Origin of the sequence: Streptomyces sp. NPDC049813 (assembly GCF_044465085.1) — a bacterium.
GTDB lineage: Bacteria > Actinomycetota > Actinomycetes > Streptomycetales > Streptomycetaceae > Streptomyces.
In genome coordinates, this window is the sequence record NZ_JBITLI010000001.1 from 275,543 (window position 1) to 293,259 (window position 17,717).

Below are 17,717 nucleotides of genomic sequence, written 5' to 3' on the forward strand. Positions count from 1 at the left end.
TCAGTCGGTGAGCCCGGCAAGACGAGCGGCGAGTCTCCGGAACGTCCGCAGGAGCACCGCGGGTTCCGAGGTGAGGTCGAGGCTGTGCTGGAACAGCCGCAAGCTACCGGCACCGCGCACCTCGGTCGTCCGTTCGGGCAGGTGGCCCGCCGCGTACACCAGGTGCGCCTCGCGCAGGCCGAGCACGGTGGCGTAGGCGAGCGCCTGGTACAGGTCGGCATTCGGGTAGCCGTGGGACCGGTGGGACTTCTCGGTCTTGTACTTGGCGTCGACGACGGCGACGGGGGTGCGGCCGTCCGCGCCGTACACCACCAGGTCCGGTTTCATACGGACCTGGCCGCCAAGATCGAGAGTGTGTACATCCTGTAGCCGCGCCGTCAGGCCGTGTTCTCTCAGGGCCTCGCGCAGGGCGACCGTCACGAAGTCCTCGAAGAGCTGGTTCATGTCGAGGAGGAAACCGTCCAGGGCGAGCGGGCCGGTCCGGTGCTCCGGTGAGGTGCCACGCAGTACGGCCTCGGTGAGCCGCAGGGCGGGCTGGTAACGGGAGTTGAGACGGGACGGCTGCCAGAGTGGCAGTTTCTGGCCGCGGACGAGAAAAGCGGCGTCCGCGAGCCGGACCCTCTGATGGGCGAGACGGCGCCGCACCGGCCCCGGCACGGACGGCAGCCGCAGCAGCCGCTCCACTGCGGCGCGCAGGATGCGGTTCTCGGCGGTGTCGGCGGTGTACGCGTCATAGACGATCTCGACGGGCGGGGTGCGGCCGAAGTGCCGCCGGATCTGCTCGGCCTCCCGCAGCCGGCCCCGTACGACGAGGGCGGTCTCCGCCGTCTCCCGGTAGCCCTGGAGCACCCCCTGCCGCAGTGCGCCGTCGATCTGCCTCTCCACCGCGTACGCGAGAGCGGGCACCACGTCCTCGTGTGCACCGGTGCTGACCGTGCCCTCGCGGCTGTCGCGCCAGGCGCGGTCCGGGTCGAGGCTGTAGCCCAGCAGGAAGAACAGCCGTCTCACCGGCGTTTTCGGCGCGATCCGCAGGACCGTCCCACCCGGCAGCCGTACCGCACCGACCTGGCTGCCCGCACGCAGCCTCCAATGTCCGGGCTGCTCAGGATCCGGCGCGGCACTGTCGAGGAATCCCGACGCGACGAGGAACCGCCCGACGGCCGTGTCGAGCGGTACGGACAAGGCGGCGCCGTACTCCCGCAGCGCAATCTCGTCCGGGGTGCCCCCGTGCGCCGGGACCGTGCCTTGGGCGGCTTCGCCGCTCATGCCCGCCGGGTCCGCTCGCGCAGCGCTTCCAGACCGTATCGGGCGGCGATGTCGGTGCCCTCGCCGTAGTGGTGTTCCTCCAGCAGGGGAAGAATCTTGGTGCGCCAGGTCCGGTCGAGACCGCCCTCACGAAAGACACCGGGCTTCATCAGGTAGGACGGGCCGATGGCGAAGTCGGGGTCGTCTATCGCGGCGTTGAGGGCGTCGAGCAGGCGGGCGGGCTCGGGGTCCTTGCTCTCGCGCTGCAGCCAGCGGGCGAGCAGGCCGGCGGTGGGCTCCACCCGCGGGGAGAGCTCCACGAACGCGAAACGACGCCGCATCGCCGCGTCGACCAGCGCGATCGACCGGTCCGCGGTGTTCATGGTGCCGATCACGTACAGGTTCGGCGGCAGCCCGAAGTCGTCCCCGGAGTACGTCAGGCGCACCGAGCGCTCGCGGTACTCCAGGAGGAAGTACAGCTCGCCGAAGACCTTCGCCAGATTGGCCCGGTTGATCTCGTCGATGATGAGGAAGTGCGGTACGTGCCGATTGCCCTTGAGCGAGGCGGTGTCGGCCAGCTCCCGCAGCGGTCCCGCCGTCAGCCGGAAGGCGACCTCCCGCGTCTCGGGATCCTCGACCGGCCGGAAGCCCTCGAAGAAGTCCTCGTACGCGTACGACGGATGGAACTGGACGATCTTGACCTGCTCCGGGCCGCCGCCGAAGTACTCGGCCAGTTGCAGTGCCAGGTACGTCTTTCCGGTGCCGGGCGGTCCGTAGAGGACCATCTGCCGCTCATCGAGCAGCAGCTCACGCAGTTCATCGAGGAAGGACCGGTCGTGGACGAGCAGCTTCCGGGCGAACTCGTCGGTGACCTCGGGGAACGCCAGAACGCGCTGCTCGAAGGAGTCCAGGACCTGCCCCGCCTCCTCCGGCGCGGTCCCCGGGTCGCCGGTGAGCGCGGTGAGCTGTTCCAGGACGGAGGTCAGGTCGACCACGTCGTGCTGGGCGGACAGCTTCTGCTGCACCTCCTCCGGCAGTTCCTCGTACGGATGTGCCGTCTCCTGCCAAGCCACCGCGCGCCGCAGATTGGAGAGCCCGCCGGGGGAGTCCGACTGCATCAGATCTCCGGTGACCCGCCCGAGGTGGAGCAGGCCGTCGCTGAGGGTGGCGACGATGTCCCCGACCCGCATCTGGGTGAAGAAGGCGTGCAGTTCGTCGACGAGGCCGCGCTTTTGGTGGTACGTCGCCGAGCCCTCGTAGCCCTCCTCGACGAAGCGGCGCAGCACGCTCTTGGTCGGGTCGGGCTCGTCCACCCGCGGCAGGTGCGCGGCGTCGAGCGAGACGACACCCTCCTTCAGCCAGAGCTGACGGACCAGGTTGTGGCCGGAGACGTTGTTCCCGCGCACCAGCCAGGCCTTCTGCGGGGCGCGCCAGCTCTGCGGCAGGTAGTCGCCGAGGCGGTGCCCGTCCTCGGTGCCGCGCCAGGTGCCGGGGCCGGTGGCTCCGTAGCCGAGCACCAGGGTGGCCGCGGCGGACGGTGAGTTGCACTCGATGTCACGGGCCGCGGTCCAGGTGCCGGGGCGCGGCCCGTCGGCCAGCGTCCCGTTCTCCCGCAGTTCTGCGCGGCGTCGGCGTGCGTAGTCGCTCAGCCCAGGCCAGTCCTCCGCCGACACCGCCGACCCGGCGGTCACCAGGAACTTGTGCGATCCGTTGTCACCGAGCTCGGCGAGCAGGAAGCCACGGGCCTCCCCGGCGCCCTTGGGCAAGGTGATCCGGAAGTCCGGGAAGCCGGGGAGACGGTCAGGGAGCTGCGGCATGGGACCTTCCGGGCGTGTGCGGTCGGGTAGGCGTTCATGGAGTGCGTTCAGCCTACGAGTTGACGCTGTCAATCGGTGTGTGCGGTGAGCGTCGTGCTCACCGCACTTTCTACGGCTACCGGCGTTCGGGGAACACCTGGGCGCTGTCCCGGTGCTTGCGTGCCGTCGGGGCGGGCGCCTGTGAGTGGCCGGCGAGGTCGTTCAGCTTCACGTGCAGGGCGTCCTGGGCGGCGTAGTCCCCGTGCGAGGCTGCGGCGCGCAGCTCGTCCCACGCGGTCAGGACGGATTGGCGTACGGACTCCGGGAACCGGCCGTGTTCGGCGTCGTGGGCCGCGAGCATGGACCGCCAGGTGGCGGTGTCGATCTGCCGCCACAGGCCGCGGGCGTTCTCCGTCGTGGTCCGCATCGCGGGCAGATCCATCCGCTCCCGTGCGGCGTCCAGGGCACGCCGTGCGTCGGCCAGGTCTCCGGCCAGCGGAACCATTCCCAGCTCCCGGCCGCGGGACGCGCCGATGGCCGCCATCGCCGTCAAGCTGCGGGCGTTCCGGCACGTCTCCACCGTGTCGCGGGCCTCGTCCAGGAACCCGTCGAGGGACCGGCCGAAGGGTTCACCGCGCACGGCCGAGGTGAGCTGCTCGGTCAGTTCCGTGAAGGTGTCGCGCTCCGCGGCCTTGAGCTCGCCGCCGAAATGGGCGACGTGGGTACGGACTTCGTCGAGCAGCTGCGCCGCATCGCGGCCGATCCCGTCGGCGACGGCGCTGCGGCGCAGCCGTGCTCCCTCTTCCTTGCCCTCGCCGACGCGGTAGGCGAGGTGCACTGTGCGGTTCTCGTCCATCCGTGCCCGGAGGACGAGCCGCTCCGCGCCGCCGGAGCCGCTGTCGAGGGGCTGCGTGTGCTGTCCGCAGAACTCGTTGCGGGCGTGGGACTTGACGTGCGGCCCTTCGACGAACCGGAAGGTGAGCGCGGTCGCGCCGTCCCGCCGGACCTGGAGGTCCTCGATGTTCCGCCAGTCGGTCGGGTACGGCGTTCCGGCGGGGAAGACGACCGCGACGGTGCCGTCGTCGAGAGCGAGGCCCAGGTGCTGGGCGGTGACCTGTTCCGGCTGGTCGGTGTGGAACAGCGCGTCGCAGGCCGAACAAGCCGTAAGACCGGTGGCGTTGACCATCCCGCATTGCGGGCACTTCAGGCCGCCCGCGTCCAGCGGGTGGTCGCAGTCCTGGCACACGGTGGACGAGGTGGAGTTCTCCCGGGAGCCGCAGTGCGGGCATTCCGCGCGCGCCGCGACGGGAGCGGAGGCCCGCACCCCGGAGAGGTCACCGGCACAGACCGGGCAGCTCGTTGTCCCCTCGGCGGCGGGCACATGGCAGTCGGGGCAGTCGATCGTCGCTGTGCCGAGCAGTGAGGTGCCGCAGTCCGGGCAGGCGCTCTCGGGCAGCGGAATTTCGGTGGTCAGGCACGACTCGGAGGGGCAGGCGAGGTGGGAGACGAGCCCGGCCTCGATGCCCGCGCCCAGCGCGACGGCGGCCATGGGGTCGGTTCCGCTGCTCACCTTCTCCTCGCCGAACAGTTCGCAGAGGAGGCGGCGGACCAGAGGGATACGGGTCGAGCCGCCGACGAGCAGGACCTTGTCGATGTCCTCCGGCGTCCTTGACGTCTCGCGCAGCACCCCACGGGTGAGCTCCAGGGTGCGGTCGATGTCCGCCTTGATCAGTTCCTCGAAGTCGGCGCGCGTGATTTTGCCCGTCCACGAGCCGCCGTTCTTGCCCAGCGGAGCGAGGATGACCTCCGACACGGGGACGTCCGAGAGTTCTATCTTGGTGCGTTCGGCTGCGGCGCGGATGCGTGCCGCGTCGCCGGTCCCGGAGAGGTCGCGGTCGCCGAGCCGCTCCTCGGTGAGCATCCGGTAGAGCGCGGAGTCGAAGTCCGCCCCGCCGAGCGTCTTGTCCCCGCCAAGGCGGAACACCTCGAAGTACCCGGGCCCGGTGATCAGCAAGGACACGTCGAAGGTGCCGCCACCGAGGTCGTAGACGAGTACCGAGCACATGTCGTCGTCGTCCTGGACGAGGCGCTGCACACCGAAGGCGTGGGCCGCCGCGGTCGGCTCGGGCAGAATCCGTACGACGGTGAAGCCCGCCAGTTCCCCGGCCTCCCGCACCGCCGCGTACTGCGGTTCGGCGAAATACGCCGGGACGGTGATCACGGCCCGCCGGAAAGGTTCGCCGGCGGTGTTCTCGGCGTCCGTGCGCAGGCGGCGCAGCAAAATCGCCGAGATTTGCACGGGCGACAGCCAGTGTGCGCCGAGCCGGATCTCGACTCCGCCGTCCGCGGATTCCCGTACAGACGGCGCGTCGGCGGGCCGCTCGTCGAGGAGCCGCTGTACGTCGTCGTCCGCGTGGCGGCGCCCGATCAACCGCTTCACCTCGGTGATCACGGAGCCGGGCAGCGCGTCGCGCACGCCGAGCGCCTCGCTGCCCACCAGGAGGGACCCGTCGGCGTCGACGCCGACGGCGGAGGGCGTGGCCTGCTCGCCGTGGCGGTTCGGGAGGAGGACCGGCATGCCGCCGTCCATCCAGACGGTGACGGAGTTGGTGGTGCCGAGATCGATTCCGAGCGTGCGGTACGGCATGGCGTGCCCTTCGGGCTGTGTGGACGGTCAGGGGTGTGCGGCGCGTGCTCAGCGGCGGCGCTTGGAGGACTTACGGGACAGCGGCTTCCGGCGCCGGGCGCGGTTCGTGCGGCGCGGCTGCTTTCGGCTCGCGCGTGTGGTTCCGCCGTCGTCCGGTTGTCCGTCGGGCGAGGGCTGTGCTGCCGGTTCGGGGGCGGGCGCTGGTCCGTGCACGGCGAGGACGACGTCGGCGGGGCGCAGGCAGTCGGTTCCGCGGCGGAAGCCGGTGACGGTTTCCCTTAGGACCGTGCCCTCGGGAGCGGACGGGTGCGGTTCGGCGCTCATCGCCCGAGTTTCCACCGGGTCCGGAATCTTTCCCACCAGGTCCATGGGATGGACATCGTGACGGGCGAGTTCGGCGCGGAGCATCTGGTGGGCAGCGACCGTCTGCTCGTGCACGGCGGAGGCCGCGAGCGCTCCGGTACGGCCTGCCCCGGATCGTCCGAGCGGTGCGGAGCGGCGCACCGTGTCGGCGAGAAGATCGTCGAGTGACAGCAGCGCGCCGAGCAGGCCGGTCAGCCGGGCTTCGGCGTCGTCGCGTTTGCGGGCGAGGGCCGCTACACGGACGCGCAGCTTGCTCAGCTCGTCGGCGCCGGGCGGAGGAGTGGTCACTTCGGTGCGGGACCTTTCGACGAGGCGGTGGTCGACGGGGTGAGGGGCGGGGTGAGCAGTTCGCTGAGGAGCGCGTCGTCCGGGGTGCGTGCCGCGTTCTGGGCGGCCTTGAGCGCGCGTTCGCGGTCGGTGTCCCGGTCGCGGCGGGCTCGGGAGATCGCCCCGCTCGCCGCCCTCGCGAGGTTGCCCTGGCTGATGCCCGGCCGGGCATCCGGGAGGAGCTCGAACACGGTGGGGCCGAAGAAGGGCATTGCTGTGCGGGAGTGTGCGCTCACAAGGTCTCCTGGGTGTACGGCTCGTCGTCCTGGTCCGGCGGCGGGACGGAACGGGCGAAGAGCCCGGGAAACGGGTCTGCTGCGAAGGGCAGGGCGATCTGTTGCTCGCTCTCCATCCGCAGCGCGGCCGCGGTGCGTTCATCGCGTACGGCACCGGCAGGATCGCCCTTGGCACGGCGGTCGCGGGCGCGCCGGTGATGCGCGACGGCGACGAGTTGGTCGTACTCCGGGCAGCGGCCAGGGGTGATCAGCAGCCCGGCCTGCAAGGTGATGAGGTCGGACAGGTGGCCGGTGTCGACCAGTTCGGCGGCGAACGGCAGGACGGTGTCCAGTGCCTGCCGCTCGGCCTCCGCTCCGGTGAGCCGGGCGAAGGTCGCGGCGGCGGCGAGCAGCATGGGCACCTGCCGGGCGTAGTCGCGGGGCCGGGCTTTGAGAAGCCGGACGGCCCTGTCGCACAGGACGTGGGCGACGTCACCGTCGTGGGCGCGTCTTCCCCACTCCTCCCAGGAGGGATGCACCTCCTCCAGCTGCCGCATGGCCCGGCGGGCCTCACCCTTGTTTTCGGCGAGCGCCTTCTCCACGACCCGTTCCGTCATCCGGTCGCGGTACCACGGGTACACGTCGCGCAGTTCGTCGGCCGGTTTCTTCGCGCGGAACATGCGGTGCAGAAGTTCTCCGACCCGCCGCAGGCCGGGCTGCCTGCCCGGCACGGTTCCGGTGATGACTGCGGCGATCTCGGTGAGCTCAAGGGCGTCCAGTGCGTCCCGTGCCGCCCGGTCGCCGGGAAGGACGCACAGGGCCCGCTGGAAACGTGCACGGCCCTCATCTCTGTTCTTTCGCCGCAGCGCCTCCGTGCCCTGCCGGACCAGGACGGCAGCCAACTCCGTGGCGAGGGCTCTGTCTTCGGGAGCGAGCGCGTGCGCGGTCGTCAGCCAGTGGATGCGCTCGACGGGCGAGGCCCGCTGATAGCCGTTGCCGTTCCGGCCCGCGCTGAGTCCGGCCTTGCGGACCATCTCGTGGTGCCAGCGGTCGAGTTCGAAGCCGAGGCGGACGGCCGTGGTGAGGTCGTCGAGGGTGCCCTGCCACTCGCCTTTTTCGTACTGCTCTTGGGCGTTGGTGGCCAAGGCCTGAGCGAGGTACGGCGCACATGCCTTGTGGGTGTCAGGGTCCGCCTGCCAGGTGGCGGGTCCGCCATGACGGCGGGTGTACGCGGCGAGCAGGGAGCGGTGTTCGCCGAACTCCTCCAGCTGCCTGGCGGCCATGTCCACGGTGACGGGGGTGCGGCCGGTCACGGGCCGGCCGCCGAACAGCAGACCCAGGCACGGGGGAGTGGTGTCGGGTGTGGGAGGCGGCCAGGTGTCGACGGAGCACCAGCAGAACTGGTCCTCGTTGCACATGCCGAAGCAGTCCTCCATGCGCAGGTAGGCGCGCGAGCCTCGGACGAGCTCGCCGTTGTTCTCAGACTCCTCGACGTCCCAGACGGTCTCCCAGGCATCAAGTGCGTCGTGGCCGTCTCGTTCGTCGATCGAGCGGAGTGCCGTACGGATTCGGTCAGCCAGCCTGTCGCATGCGGACAGCCAGTCCTCGATGTGGAGAGGGGCGCCGCGCCGGGCGGTGATCAGGTTCTCGAAGCCGAGCGTGTCCTCTTCGTCGAGCAGCAGGCGCCAGACGGCGATGGCGAAGACCGCGTGTGCCGGATCGGCCGTCTCGCTGTCCGCGAGCGATCGCAGAGTGCCGATCGCGAGGGCGTGCACCACGGCGGTGCGGCGGTTCCCGGACGGGTCCGGGATGGCGTCCAGGACCTCGCCCATCGCCCCCTGGCGTGCCGCCTGCCACACCAGCCGCCACAGCGCGTGCGCCGGGCAGCAGAGGCAGGGTGACTCGCTGGACGCGGCGCCCGGAGCGTCGAGCACGGTGCGGACGTCGCAGTCGCAGCCGTCGTCACAGGGTTGGTCCTCGCCGCTCGCGGGCGGTGTGCCGCCGAACACCGCGAGCCAGCGGTGGACCGCCTCGGGCCAGTTGCCCGCGCGCTCGGCGAGCAGGGCGCGCAGCGCTTCGTAGGAGTCTTGGTCGCTGTCGGGGAGGCCGGGGCGGGCCGTGGACATGCGGTCGAGGAGGTTGAGCGTGTACGCATACTTTCCCGCGCCGTAAGCGTGTTCCGCCTGTCTGAGCATGCGGGTGGCGTCGGTGGTGTTCAAGAAGGTCCCCCATGTGCACGTGGTGCGTGGTTGACCTTATGGGGCGTGTGTTGGCGTGGTCAACGGACCGTTAGATATCGGACGCTGTGGCTAGTTCCGCCCGTACGGTCTTGCCGCCTGGCGGGCGTGGCACGGTCTCCCAGCGGTCGGCGAGCAGTGAAACGAGGGTCAGGCCCCGGCCGCCGGTGGGGAGGGTGTGGTGGTGGGTCACATGGCCCTCGCCGGGGACTTGGGGGAGGCGGTCGCCTTGGGCGTCGGAGACTTCGATGAGGAGGCGGCCGGGACGCGTCAGCGGGGTGTAGCGCAGGACGAGTTCGAAGTCGCGGCCGGGGGCGTGGCCGTGCAGGACGGCGTTGGCGGCGAGTTCGGCGACGATGAGTTCGGCACGTTCCGTGACGTCCGGCGGGAGGCGCCACGTGTGGAGTTCGGTGACGGCGAGGAGCCGGGCGAGGCGGGCGCCGCGGCGAGTGGATGACAGCGTTTGCCTGAACGTCAGGATGGAGCAGTTGAGTTGGGGTGCGGTGGGGTTCATGGGGTCAGCGTGGCCCCCACGGGCGTGGGGTGGGGAGAGGCGTGGCCCGTACGGTGGGTCACCGTACGGGCACATGGGGTGGACAGTACGGGACGTACGCCGTCACTCTGAGTGCGTGTGATCGTGCGGGCGAAAGGGGCGGCGGATGACCAGCGTCGGAGAAGGTGCCGGAGCGCTTATTGAGGGGGAGGGCGAGCGGGAACCGCATCCGTCGGACAGTCTCAGGACGTTCGGGGCGGTCGTCCAGGCGCTGCGCGAGCACGCCGGGCTCAGCCGGACGGAGTTCGGTGAGCGAGTGCGGTTCTCGAAGCACACCGTGGAGTCGGTGGAGTTGGGGCGGCGGATGCCGGACGAGTCGTTCGTGGAGCTCGGGGAAGAGGCGACGGGGAACACGGGGGCGTTGCGGAGGTCGGCGCGGTATCTGTCGCGGGGAGAGGTGGGGTTGGCGGCTTGGTTCCGGGAGTGGGCCAGGCTGGAGCGGACGGCGGTGAGTCTGTGTACGTACGAGTGCAGGCTGGTGCCGGGGTTGTTGCAGTCGGAGGCGTATGCGCGGGCGGTGTTCGACAACAGCATTCCGCTGCTGACGGATGAGCAGCTGGAGGCGCAGCTCGCTGCGCGGATGGCGCGGCAGGCGATGTTGCGAGAGCGGCCTACCGTGCCGTTCGGGTTCATCGTGGAGGAGTCGGTGTTGCGGCGGAAGTTGGGTGGGCCCGAGGTGCAGGCGAGCATGTTGGACTACGTGCTGGAGCTCACAGAGCCACGCAATGTGACGTTGCAAGTGGTTCCCACGGCGGCGGAGTTCCACGGTTGCCTGGACGGGCCGGTGCAGATCCTGGAGACGCCGGACAATCGGAGGCTTGGATACTCGGAAGGGCAGCAGAATGGGAGGTTGATCTCGGACCCGAAAGAGGTGGCGCTCCTCTGTCTGCGCTATGACACACTGCGCTCGCAGGCCCTGAACCCCAAGGAATCCAGGGATCTGCTGGAGCGACTCCGAGGAGATCTATAGCTATGAGTAGCGACATGACAGGGCTTGCCTGGTTCAAGTCCAGCTACAGCGGGACTCAGGGTGACAGCTGCGTGGAGGTCGCGATCGCCGAACAGGCCGTCTACGTACGAGACTCCAAGGACCTGGTGCGTCCCACCTTCGCGGTGGGTCGCGAAGGGTGGGGCCGGTTCGTGCGGTTCGCGTCGGAACGCTGATACGCCGAGGGGCGCCGTCCGCTGTGTAGCGGGCGGCGCCCCTCGTGTTGTCTGGGCGTCAGGCGTCTTGTCGGGCTGGGTGGCGCGGGCCCTGGCCCGGGGGCGGGGTGAGCGTCGACTGGTAGGTGCCAGAGTCGCCCTCGTCGAGCGGGGTCTCCAGGGTGAGGCCGGCGGCGGCCATGCGGTCGTATTCGGCGAGGATCAGCTCCTTGGTGCGGTAGGTGCCGTGGGCCGCTTCGTCCTTGCGCTTCACGATGGGGAAGGTGTCGAGGATGTACGACACGTCGTCGCGGGTGATGCCGTAGAGGTGGAAGAAGAGGGCGTCGAGTTCGGCGCGGATGATGGCGCGACGGTCTTGGTCCCAGTGGAAGGGGGCGCCTGTGTCGCCGAGGGCAGAGGCGAACGGGGCCATTTCATGAGCGTTGTAGGTGAGTTCGAGGAGGCGCGAAGTGATGAAGGAGGCATGGGGTGCAAGCTGCGTGGGCGATGCGACTGGAAGCTGGCGGGCCGTGAAGTACTTGAGATGGGTGCCTCCGACCTTCTGACGGGCGGTGAAGTCCAGGACAAAGGAGGAGAGAGTCGCGACCAGTCCTGATACCGGCTCGGCCTGGGGCAGCATGAGCAGAGTTCCGTCGGGGGCAGCGGTGCGCGGGAAGACGAAGTTGATCATTGTCCGCTCGTCCGTAGCCCGGCAGATGTCACGCCAGCCCAGAAGCCATTCACGATCCCAGCCCTTGTTACTTAGACGTGATGCCACGCCGTCAACCGCGATTTCGTGTCCCTGCTTGTCGGTGACGCCGGTCTTGATGTCCACTTCGCTCACCCAGTAGCGGGGGCGGGCCACGAATTCGGGGTTCTGCTTCTCGGTGAGGGCCAGGTCGCGGGTATCGCCCTCGCCCGTGTACGTCGCCCAGCGATGGTCGTAGTGGTGGAGCATCTTCGCTTCGTACAGCGGCAGAAGCCGCTCCTCTCCGCGGACCAACAGGTTCCCATGCAGGTGCCAGCCGCCCGCATGCATCGACCCGACAGTTTCACCGTTGGCGACGGAGGGACGGAAGAGGTGAGAGTCGTGGGACATGTGGAACATAGCCATAAAAGACACATCCCACGGGTTCCCGTTCGCCTTATCGGATTCCTTGAGGAGTACCGGAACTCGGCGGTAGATGCCGAGGTTGATCTCGGCGTCGCGGCGCGAGCGGAAGACCGGGCAGGTACCGGTGTTGGGGTTGAGGAGGGTGATCTCCTCGGGGGTGAGGGCGAAGACCTTGTCAGGCGCTTCTAGCTCCGCCGGGTCGTGGGCGAAGAAAGCGAATCGGGCGGCTGGCTCGCGCAGCGAACGTCCGGTGAGGGATAGTACGCAGAACTTGAACGACCGATGTACGCTCGGAAAGAGCGGCTGTGCATTCTCGAAGTCGAACAGGGCCGAAAGTGCCCCCGCACACACCAGGTCCTTAAAGAAGTACTGCGTCCTTGCATCTGTCGCGATGCCCGTCGGTACGATGACACCGGTGCGCCCCAGGCCACCCGTCAGAATACGATCGGCCTCGGCGAACAGCGCGTACAGGTTGAGATTTCCCTGCCCCGTCAGAGGATAGCGCCCGGAGATACGCAGGAAGTGGCTCTCGCCATACACCCTGCGTTTGCCAGCTTCGTAATCGTTGAACAGCCCAACGGTGTCGGGGTCGCCCCCCAGCGCCTGAATCTTCTTCTTCCGGGCCGCCGTGTTGTTGGTCGCCGCAATGTCCGGCGCTCGTACGGCAAAGAACTCCGTCTCAGGGAAGTTGACGCTGTCCCACGGCGGATTCCCCACCACCACGTCGAACCCGCCGGCCCACCCCGTCGCCGGATCGACACCCGCCCCCGACTCCGGGACCGAGAACACCTCTGGGAACTCCAGGTGCCAGTGGAAGAACCGGTACTGCTCGCTCAGTTCGAGCACTTCCGCCAGCGTCGCGTCGTTCACCGCCGACGTGTCCTCGGCAAGCAGGTTCCGTACAACATCGTGCGTCGGCGCCTCCGGCGCTCCCGTCCGCTTCGGCCAGACGAAGGCGGCGCACCACGCGTCCGCCGTCTCACGGTCCCGCGTGTACGCGGCGGAGGTCACGTACGCCTGATACGCCGCCTCCTGAGCATGAACCTCACCCAGATCGTCGGCCGGAGCATTAGTAATCCGGCTCAGCTGTGCCGCGAGCCGCGCATTGCTCGGCACCGTGACCTCGGACTCGGCGAACAAGTCGCCCTGGCCACTGCGCTGCGCCTTGTTGCGCTTCTTGAGGGCAGCCGCGTACTTCTTGTCGTCGCCCTCGATCGCGTCGAAAGCCTCGTCGGGTACCCCGCCCGCAAGAAGCGATGGCGTCGTGCCAAGCAGCGCGTTGCCGTGCCGCACATGCGCGTCCAGGAACCCCAGCGCCTTCCCCGGCTCCATCGCCTCAAGCCACAGCGAAACCTTCGCCAGCTCCACGGCCATCGGGTTGAGGTCCACGCCGTAGATGCACCGCGCCACAACCTCCCGCAGCGCATGCCGCACCGCGTCCACCGTCGGCTCCGGGTTGCGCTCGCGCACCGCCGCGACCCGCTTGGCGATCCGCCGGGCCGAAGCGACCAGGAAGTGCCCGGAACCGCACGCCGGGTCGCAGACCGTGAGCCCGAGCAGCTCCTCGACGATGTCGTCCGCCGCATCCGGGCGCCCGCCCGCCGACGCCCGCTGCTCCCCGCGCTTGACCGCGTCATCGATGACCGGGTCGAGAGTCGTGTCGAGGAGGCACTCGATGAGCGACGACGGGGTGTAGTAACTACCCGTCGTCTTACGGCTGTTGCCCGCAACCTCGACCAGCTCGAACGACCGGTCCGTCGCCGAGTGCTTCGGCTCCAGTTCGAGGAGGGACTCATACACCGAGCCCAGCTCCTCCGCGTCGAGGTGCCGGTAGTCGACGGCCCGCCAGCGCCGCGCCCCCGGGTCGTGGACCTGGGCCAGGTACCCGACGGCCTTCAGCAGCGCCTCGTTGGACAGCTTCAGCCCTTCCAGCGGCGCATCCGCCTCCGTACGGGAGAACAACCCACCGAGGCCGGGCAGCCCCAGTTCAGGCCGCCCGCCCTCCGTACCCAGCGCATCCAAGACAAGCCGCAGTGCCTCGTACTGGTCGCCGTGCGCGGTGCCCTGGCGACGCCGGGCCCGCCTGCGCAGCCGGTCCGAGGAGAAGTACTTCGCGTACGCGTCCTTGGCGGCCTCGTCCGCCGCCGGGTCGAGAAGCGCGTCCCGGTCCTCCGCGACGAAGACGAAGAGCAGCCGGTACACAAGTCTGAGCAGCGCGGCCTGCAACGCCTTGGGGTCGGTGTCCTCGCGCAGCCGCCCATTCTCCGGGTGCCGCAGGAAACCCGTACCAAGCACGGTCAACGCCTGCTGAACACCGAGCCGCAGCTGGTCCAGCGCACGCGCACCGGAGGTGACCGCCTCGGTGCGCCACTTCTCCAGCCAGCACCCGGCCGCCGTCGCGCCCTCCGCCACCTCGAATCGCGACGCGTGCAGCACGCAGTACAAGAGCACGAACTCGCTGAACAGCTCACCGTCGAAGATCGCCTCCAGGTCGAACTCGACGTACGCGGCCGTCGCGAACGACGACGAGTCGCGCAGCAGCCGCAGCCTCCGCCCGTTCGTGAGCACCGCCCACAGGTGGGCCTCTGTCCGGTTGAGGCAGTCCTGGACCAGGGACTGCGGCGGCACCTGCCCCGGCGCCGGGCGCTTGTCCGGCTCCTGATTCCAGGGGATCAGGTGGAGCAACGCGGGGCCGTGCCGGTGCGAGATGCGGAATCGGGTCTCCGCGTCGGAGTCGGCGCGGATTCCCTCGGGGCCGACCTCCGTCAGCGCTCCGAAGTCCAGCTTGCGGAACAGCTGGGAGAGCCAGTCGGAGGAGGCCCGGCCCGTCGGGTCTGCGGCGGGCGCACCGGTCACCGGGTCGGAGGGGAGCGCCGCGCGCAGTTCGCGCCAGAGCGGCTTGAGGTACTCCCAGGCCCGCTCGGCCTCGTCGCGGACGGCGACCGAGCCCGGAAGGCCGTAGTCGGCGGACTTGGTGCCCGGCAGGTTCCGTGCCTCGGCGATGCGGACGAGCATGTCGCCGGGTAGCAGCCCGCCGACGGTGGTGACGGCGGTGAACACCGGTGCGGTGCGGGTGGCGGCGGACATCAGGCTTCGGCTCCGGTCACGGTAGAGACGGAAGAAGGAGAAGAAGGAGAAGAAGAGGGAGTGGCCGGCTGCTGCGGCAGATACACGTACACGCCCAGGACGTCGGCGGGCTCCTGCGGTACGACCTTCAAGCCCCGGACGATCTCGTCGCCGGCCTTGCGGACCCGCCGGTGCGAGGCGTCGAGGTCGGCGGCGAGTTCGACACCGTACTCGGTGATGTGGTCGCGCAGTTCGGGCAGTCCGTCCAGGGTGCGGGTGATCTGGTTGCGGGCCAGCTGCTCGTGGGTGTTCGTGGCGGCCCGCGCCCCGAGGAGCGCCGCCGCCGCATCGTCGTCGAGCCAGCGGGCCCGGGCGGGCAGGCCCTCGAAGGCGAGCAACCGGGCGTCCTCGGCGACGATCTGCCGCTCCCCGTTGCGCGACGGCAGCGTCAGATGGAACCGGTAGCGCACAAGCAGCAGCGTGGTGCGGATGGTGACCGCGTCCGTCGTCACGACACCGCAGCGGCGGGCCGGGCGCGGGCCCGGCGTGTTCGCGTCGAGGGCCGAGTCGAGGACGTACGAGGCGAGCGCGCCGACCGCCGGATCGGTGCGGACCAGGGCAGCCTCGCCGCGCCCGATCGCCGGGCTGGTGCGGAACGGGATCTCCCGGTCCTCCTCCACGATCCGCCCGCCGAGCACCGCCGCGAGCCCGTCGCGCACACCGGCAGGGGTGCCACCGACCTGAGCGGCGAAATCGCCGGAGCCGTCGCGGGGATCTCGGACCTGGGCCTCCAGGTCGCGCAACGCCTCCAGGACGAAACTGCGGACCTCCTCGGAGCCGCCGAGCGCGGCCCGTACGGCCAGGACCTCGCGGGCCACCTCCTCCGGGTGGATCGCGCGCTGCGCGTACTTTGAACGGGACGTCCGCTCGCGCTCGGCGGCCGAGTTCCACTCCCGTTCCATCCGGTCGAAGGACTCCTGGTGTCCGTCGAACTCGAAGAGGCTTTCCTGGGTGCCCTGCCTGCCGTGCAGGAGCAGCCATTCGACCACCGCGTCGGTGACACCGGAGGCCGTCTCGTCGGGGACGGAGACCGAGATGCCGAGGTCCTTCTTGATCTGCCGGTGCTTGGCGAAGAGGACTTCGAGGACCTTGCCGTCGATGCCGTTGTCCTCACCGAACATGGTGATCACCCGGACCTGGTCGCGCTTCTGCCCGTACCGGTCGACGCGCCCCTCGCGCTGGTCGTGCCGGGTCGGGTTCCACGCCAGGTCGTAGTGGATCACCGCGTCGAAGGAATGCTGGAGGTTGACGCCCTCGGAGAGACAGTCCGTGGCGATCAGGACACGGCGCACGGCCGGGTCGTCGGCGTCCTCGGCGGCCAGCTTCTCGATGCGCTCCAGGCGTTGCTGCGGGGAGAGCGTGCCGGTGACGGACGCGATCCGCGTCTTCGCCCCCAGCTTCTTGTCCAGCTGCGTCTCCAGGTACTCGGCTGTGGGGATGTAGCGGCAGAAGACGATAGGGCTGTAGCCGTCCGCGATCAGCGACTTCAGGTGTTTGGTCAGGGCCTTGAGCTTGGTGTCGGACGCCGGTCCGTACAACTCGGCTGCCCGCACGGCGAGTTCACGCAGTAGTGGGTCGCCCTGTTCGCTTTCCGCCGCGCCCGGCACGACGTCCATGCCCTCAAGGCGGTCACTGTCGGAGGAGTCACGGGTCAGCGGGGCGCCGAGGGCGTCCGCCTCGACGGCGGTGCGTGCGGCGGCGGATTCGGAGCGGGTCTCCAGGGTGCGGGCTGCGGCCGCGGGCGAGGACACCATCGAGCGGAGCAGCGCGATCACCGACCACCAGGCGATCCGGGCCTCCCGCTTGCCCTGGAGCCCGGCGGTTTCCACTCGGTCTCGGGCGTAGGCGATGGCGTCGTCGAGCAGCGCCCGGTAGGCGGGGGCCAGCTTGTACGGCTCGTCCTTGGTCCACCGGTCGGAGGGGAACGCGGTCCGCTCGGCGAGAGAGTCGTCGGCGAGCCCGTCCTCCTTGGTGAGGTACTGGCGCACGTCGGCGCGCTTGCGGGCGACGAAGTGCTCGGCGAGACGGGCCCGGCCTGCCGGGCTCTCCAGATCGACCGTGGTTAGGTCGGGACGGACCAGACCGAGCAGATTGCGGAACGCGGACTCCTTGCCGGAGTGCGGGGTGGCCGTGAGCAGCAGCAGATGCCGGTTCTCGTCCGCGGCGACACGCCGAAGGAGCTCGTAGCGCAGCTGACTGGTCGCCGAGGTGGCCGGGCCCTGCGCGTCGTCGGCCGCGACACAGGTGTGTGCCTCGTCCACCACCACAAGGTCCGGACAGTGCCGTACGAAGTCCTCGCGGTGCCGCGTCGACTTGATGAAGTCCGTCGAGATGATGGTGAACGGGTGCCGGTCGAAGAGGGATTGCCCCAGCTCCAGGCCGCGCTCCAGACGCGTCACGGTGGAGGCGAGGACCAGCTCGGCGTCGATGCCGAACTTCTCCCGCAGCTCCCCCTGCCACTGCTCGGCGAGCGCGGGCGAACACAGCACCGCGAGACGGCTCGCCTCACCTTGCGCGAGGAGCTCCTTGACGATCAGACCGGCCTCGACGGTCTTGCCGATGCCGACGTCGTCCGAGATGAGCAGCCGCACCGTGCGCTGCCGCAGCGCCATGAGCAGCGGCACCAGTTGGTAGGCGCGCGGCTCCACGGCGATCGACGCCAGGGCGCGGAACGGCCCGGCCCCGGAACGGAAACCGATCCGCAGCGCGGTCCGCAGCAGACCCGCCGCCCGCTGGTCACCCAGGTCGGCCGGGCTCGGCGCCGCGAACTGCGCGGGCCGCACCTCCTCGAAGGCGGGAAACACCGCCGCGATGTCGTCCTCGCCGCCGCCCAGCGGGCGCAGTACCAGCATGCCGGAGGCGCTCTCGGGGAGCACCACCCATTCCCGGCCGCGGGCGGTCACCAGCGAACCGGCCGTGTACGTGGGGCTCATGGGTCTCTCGGTTCCTTC

11 protein-coding genes are annotated in these 17,717 nt (G+C 69.8%); 2 read left to right on the top strand and 9 right to left on the bottom strand.

The window, feature by feature from the left end; translation table 11 throughout:
- The 7 genes from ACIBW6_RS01115 to ACIBW6_RS01145 all read right to left on the bottom strand — a co-directional run bounded on the left by ACIBW6_RS01115 (position 1) and on the right by ACIBW6_RS01145 (position 9,344).
- Positions 1 to 1,266: an McrC family protein gene (locus tag ACIBW6_RS01115; RefSeq protein ID WP_399055190.1), complete on the bottom strand. Its 1,266-nt coding sequence runs from the start codon at positions 1,264 to 1,266 to the stop codon at positions 1 to 3.
- Positions 1,263 to 3,062: a DUF4357 domain-containing protein gene (locus ACIBW6_RS01120; protein ID WP_399055192.1), complete on the bottom strand. Its 1,800-nt coding sequence runs from the start codon at positions 3,060 to 3,062 to the stop codon at positions 1,263 to 1,265. The genes ACIBW6_RS01115 and ACIBW6_RS01120 overlap by 4 nt, the downstream gene beginning before the upstream one ends.
- Positions 3,063 to 3,177: 115 nt before the next feature.
- Complete coding sequence (locus ACIBW6_RS01125) at positions 3,178 to 5,688, bottom strand: Hsp70 family protein (protein WP_399055195.1); 2,511 nt, start codon at positions 5,686 to 5,688, stop codon at positions 3,178 to 3,180.
- A gap of 48 nt (positions 5,689 to 5,736) precedes the next feature.
- Positions 5,737 to 6,339 carry a nucleotide exchange factor GrpE gene (grpE, locus tag ACIBW6_RS01130; RefSeq protein ID WP_399055197.1) on the bottom strand — a complete coding sequence of 201 codons (603 nt, stop codon included), beginning with the start codon at positions 6,337 to 6,339 and terminating at the stop codon, positions 5,737 to 5,739.
- Positions 6,336 to 6,614 (bottom strand): hypothetical protein, encoded by a 279-nt coding sequence (locus ACIBW6_RS01135; RefSeq protein ID WP_399055199.1) that lies wholly within the window; start codon positions 6,612 to 6,614, stop codon positions 6,336 to 6,338. Before ACIBW6_RS01135 ends, grpE begins: the two co-directional genes overlap by 4 nt.
- A complete protein-coding gene (locus tag ACIBW6_RS01140; RefSeq protein WP_399055201.1) occupies positions 6,611 to 8,812 on the bottom strand; it encodes a hypothetical protein in 2,202 nt (733 codons plus the stop codon). The genes ACIBW6_RS01135 and ACIBW6_RS01140 overlap by 4 nt, the downstream gene beginning before the upstream one ends.
- Before the next feature lie 70 nt (positions 8,813 to 8,882).
- Positions 8,883 to 9,344: an ATP-binding protein gene (locus ACIBW6_RS01145; protein WP_399055203.1), complete on the bottom strand. Its 462-nt coding sequence runs from the start codon at positions 9,342 to 9,344 to the stop codon at positions 8,883 to 8,885.
- Positions 9,345 to 9,489: 145 nt separating this feature from the next.
- On the opposite strand from ACIBW6_RS01145, the gene ACIBW6_RS01150 reads away from it, so the two are divergent.
- Positions 9,490 to 10,353, top strand: coding sequence for a Scr1 family TA system antitoxin-like transcriptional regulator (locus tag ACIBW6_RS01150; RefSeq protein WP_399055204.1), 864 nt, complete (start codon positions 9,490 to 9,492; stop codon positions 10,351 to 10,353).
- Positions 10,354 to 10,355: 2 nt separating this feature from the next.
- Entirely contained in the window at positions 10,356 to 10,547 is a 192-nt protein-coding gene (locus ACIBW6_RS01155) for a DUF397 domain-containing protein (RefSeq protein WP_399055206.1), read from the top strand.
- Positions 10,548 to 10,605: 58 nt separating this feature from the next.
- On the opposite strand, the gene ACIBW6_RS01160 is transcribed toward ACIBW6_RS01155, so the two are convergent.
- Together ACIBW6_RS01160 and ACIBW6_RS01165 are read right to left on the bottom strand one after the other, a co-directional pair.
- Positions 10,606 to 14,727, bottom strand: a complete 4,122-nt coding sequence (locus ACIBW6_RS01160) for an Eco57I restriction-modification methylase domain-containing protein (protein ID WP_399055208.1) — start codon at positions 14,725 to 14,727, stop codon at positions 10,606 to 10,608.
- Positions 14,727 to 17,699: a DEAD/DEAH box helicase gene (locus ACIBW6_RS01165; protein ID WP_399055210.1), complete on the bottom strand. Its 2,973-nt coding sequence runs from the start codon at positions 17,697 to 17,699 to the stop codon at positions 14,727 to 14,729. The genes ACIBW6_RS01160 and ACIBW6_RS01165 overlap by 1 nt, the downstream gene beginning before the upstream one ends.
- Positions 17,700 to 17,717: the final 18 nt, after the last annotated feature.

Excerpts from the sequence above, each read along its gene's own strand:
- ACIBW6_RS01115 (WP_399055190.1), bottom strand. The coding sequence starts at position 1,266 with ATGAGCGGCGAAGCCGCCCAAGGCACGGTCCCGGCGCACGGGGGCACC.
- ACIBW6_RS01120 (WP_399055192.1), bottom strand. The coding sequence starts at position 3,062 with ATGCCGCAGCTCCCTGACCGTCTCCCCGGCTTCCCGGACTTCCGGATC.
- ACIBW6_RS01125 (WP_399055195.1), bottom strand. The coding sequence starts at position 5,688 with ATGCCGTACCGCACGCTCGGAATCGATCTCGGCACCACCAACTCCGTC.
- ACIBW6_RS01145 (WP_399055203.1), bottom strand. The coding sequence starts at position 9,344 with ATGAACCCCACCGCACCCCAACTCAACTGCTCCATCCTGACGTTCAGG.
- ACIBW6_RS01150 (WP_399055204.1), top strand. The coding sequence starts at position 9,490 with ATGACCAGCGTCGGAGAAGGTGCCGGAGCGCTTATTGAGGGGGAGGGC.
- ACIBW6_RS01155 (WP_399055206.1), top strand. The coding sequence starts at position 10,356 with ATGAGTAGCGACATGACAGGGCTTGCCTGGTTCAAGTCCAGCTACAGC.
- ACIBW6_RS01160 (WP_399055208.1), bottom strand. The coding sequence starts at position 14,727 with ATGTCCGCCGCCACCCGCACCGCACCGGTGTTCACCGCCGTCACCACC.
- ACIBW6_RS01165 (WP_399055210.1), bottom strand. The coding sequence starts at position 17,699 with ATGAGCCCCACGTACACGGCCGGTTCGCTGGTGACCGCCCGCGGCCGG.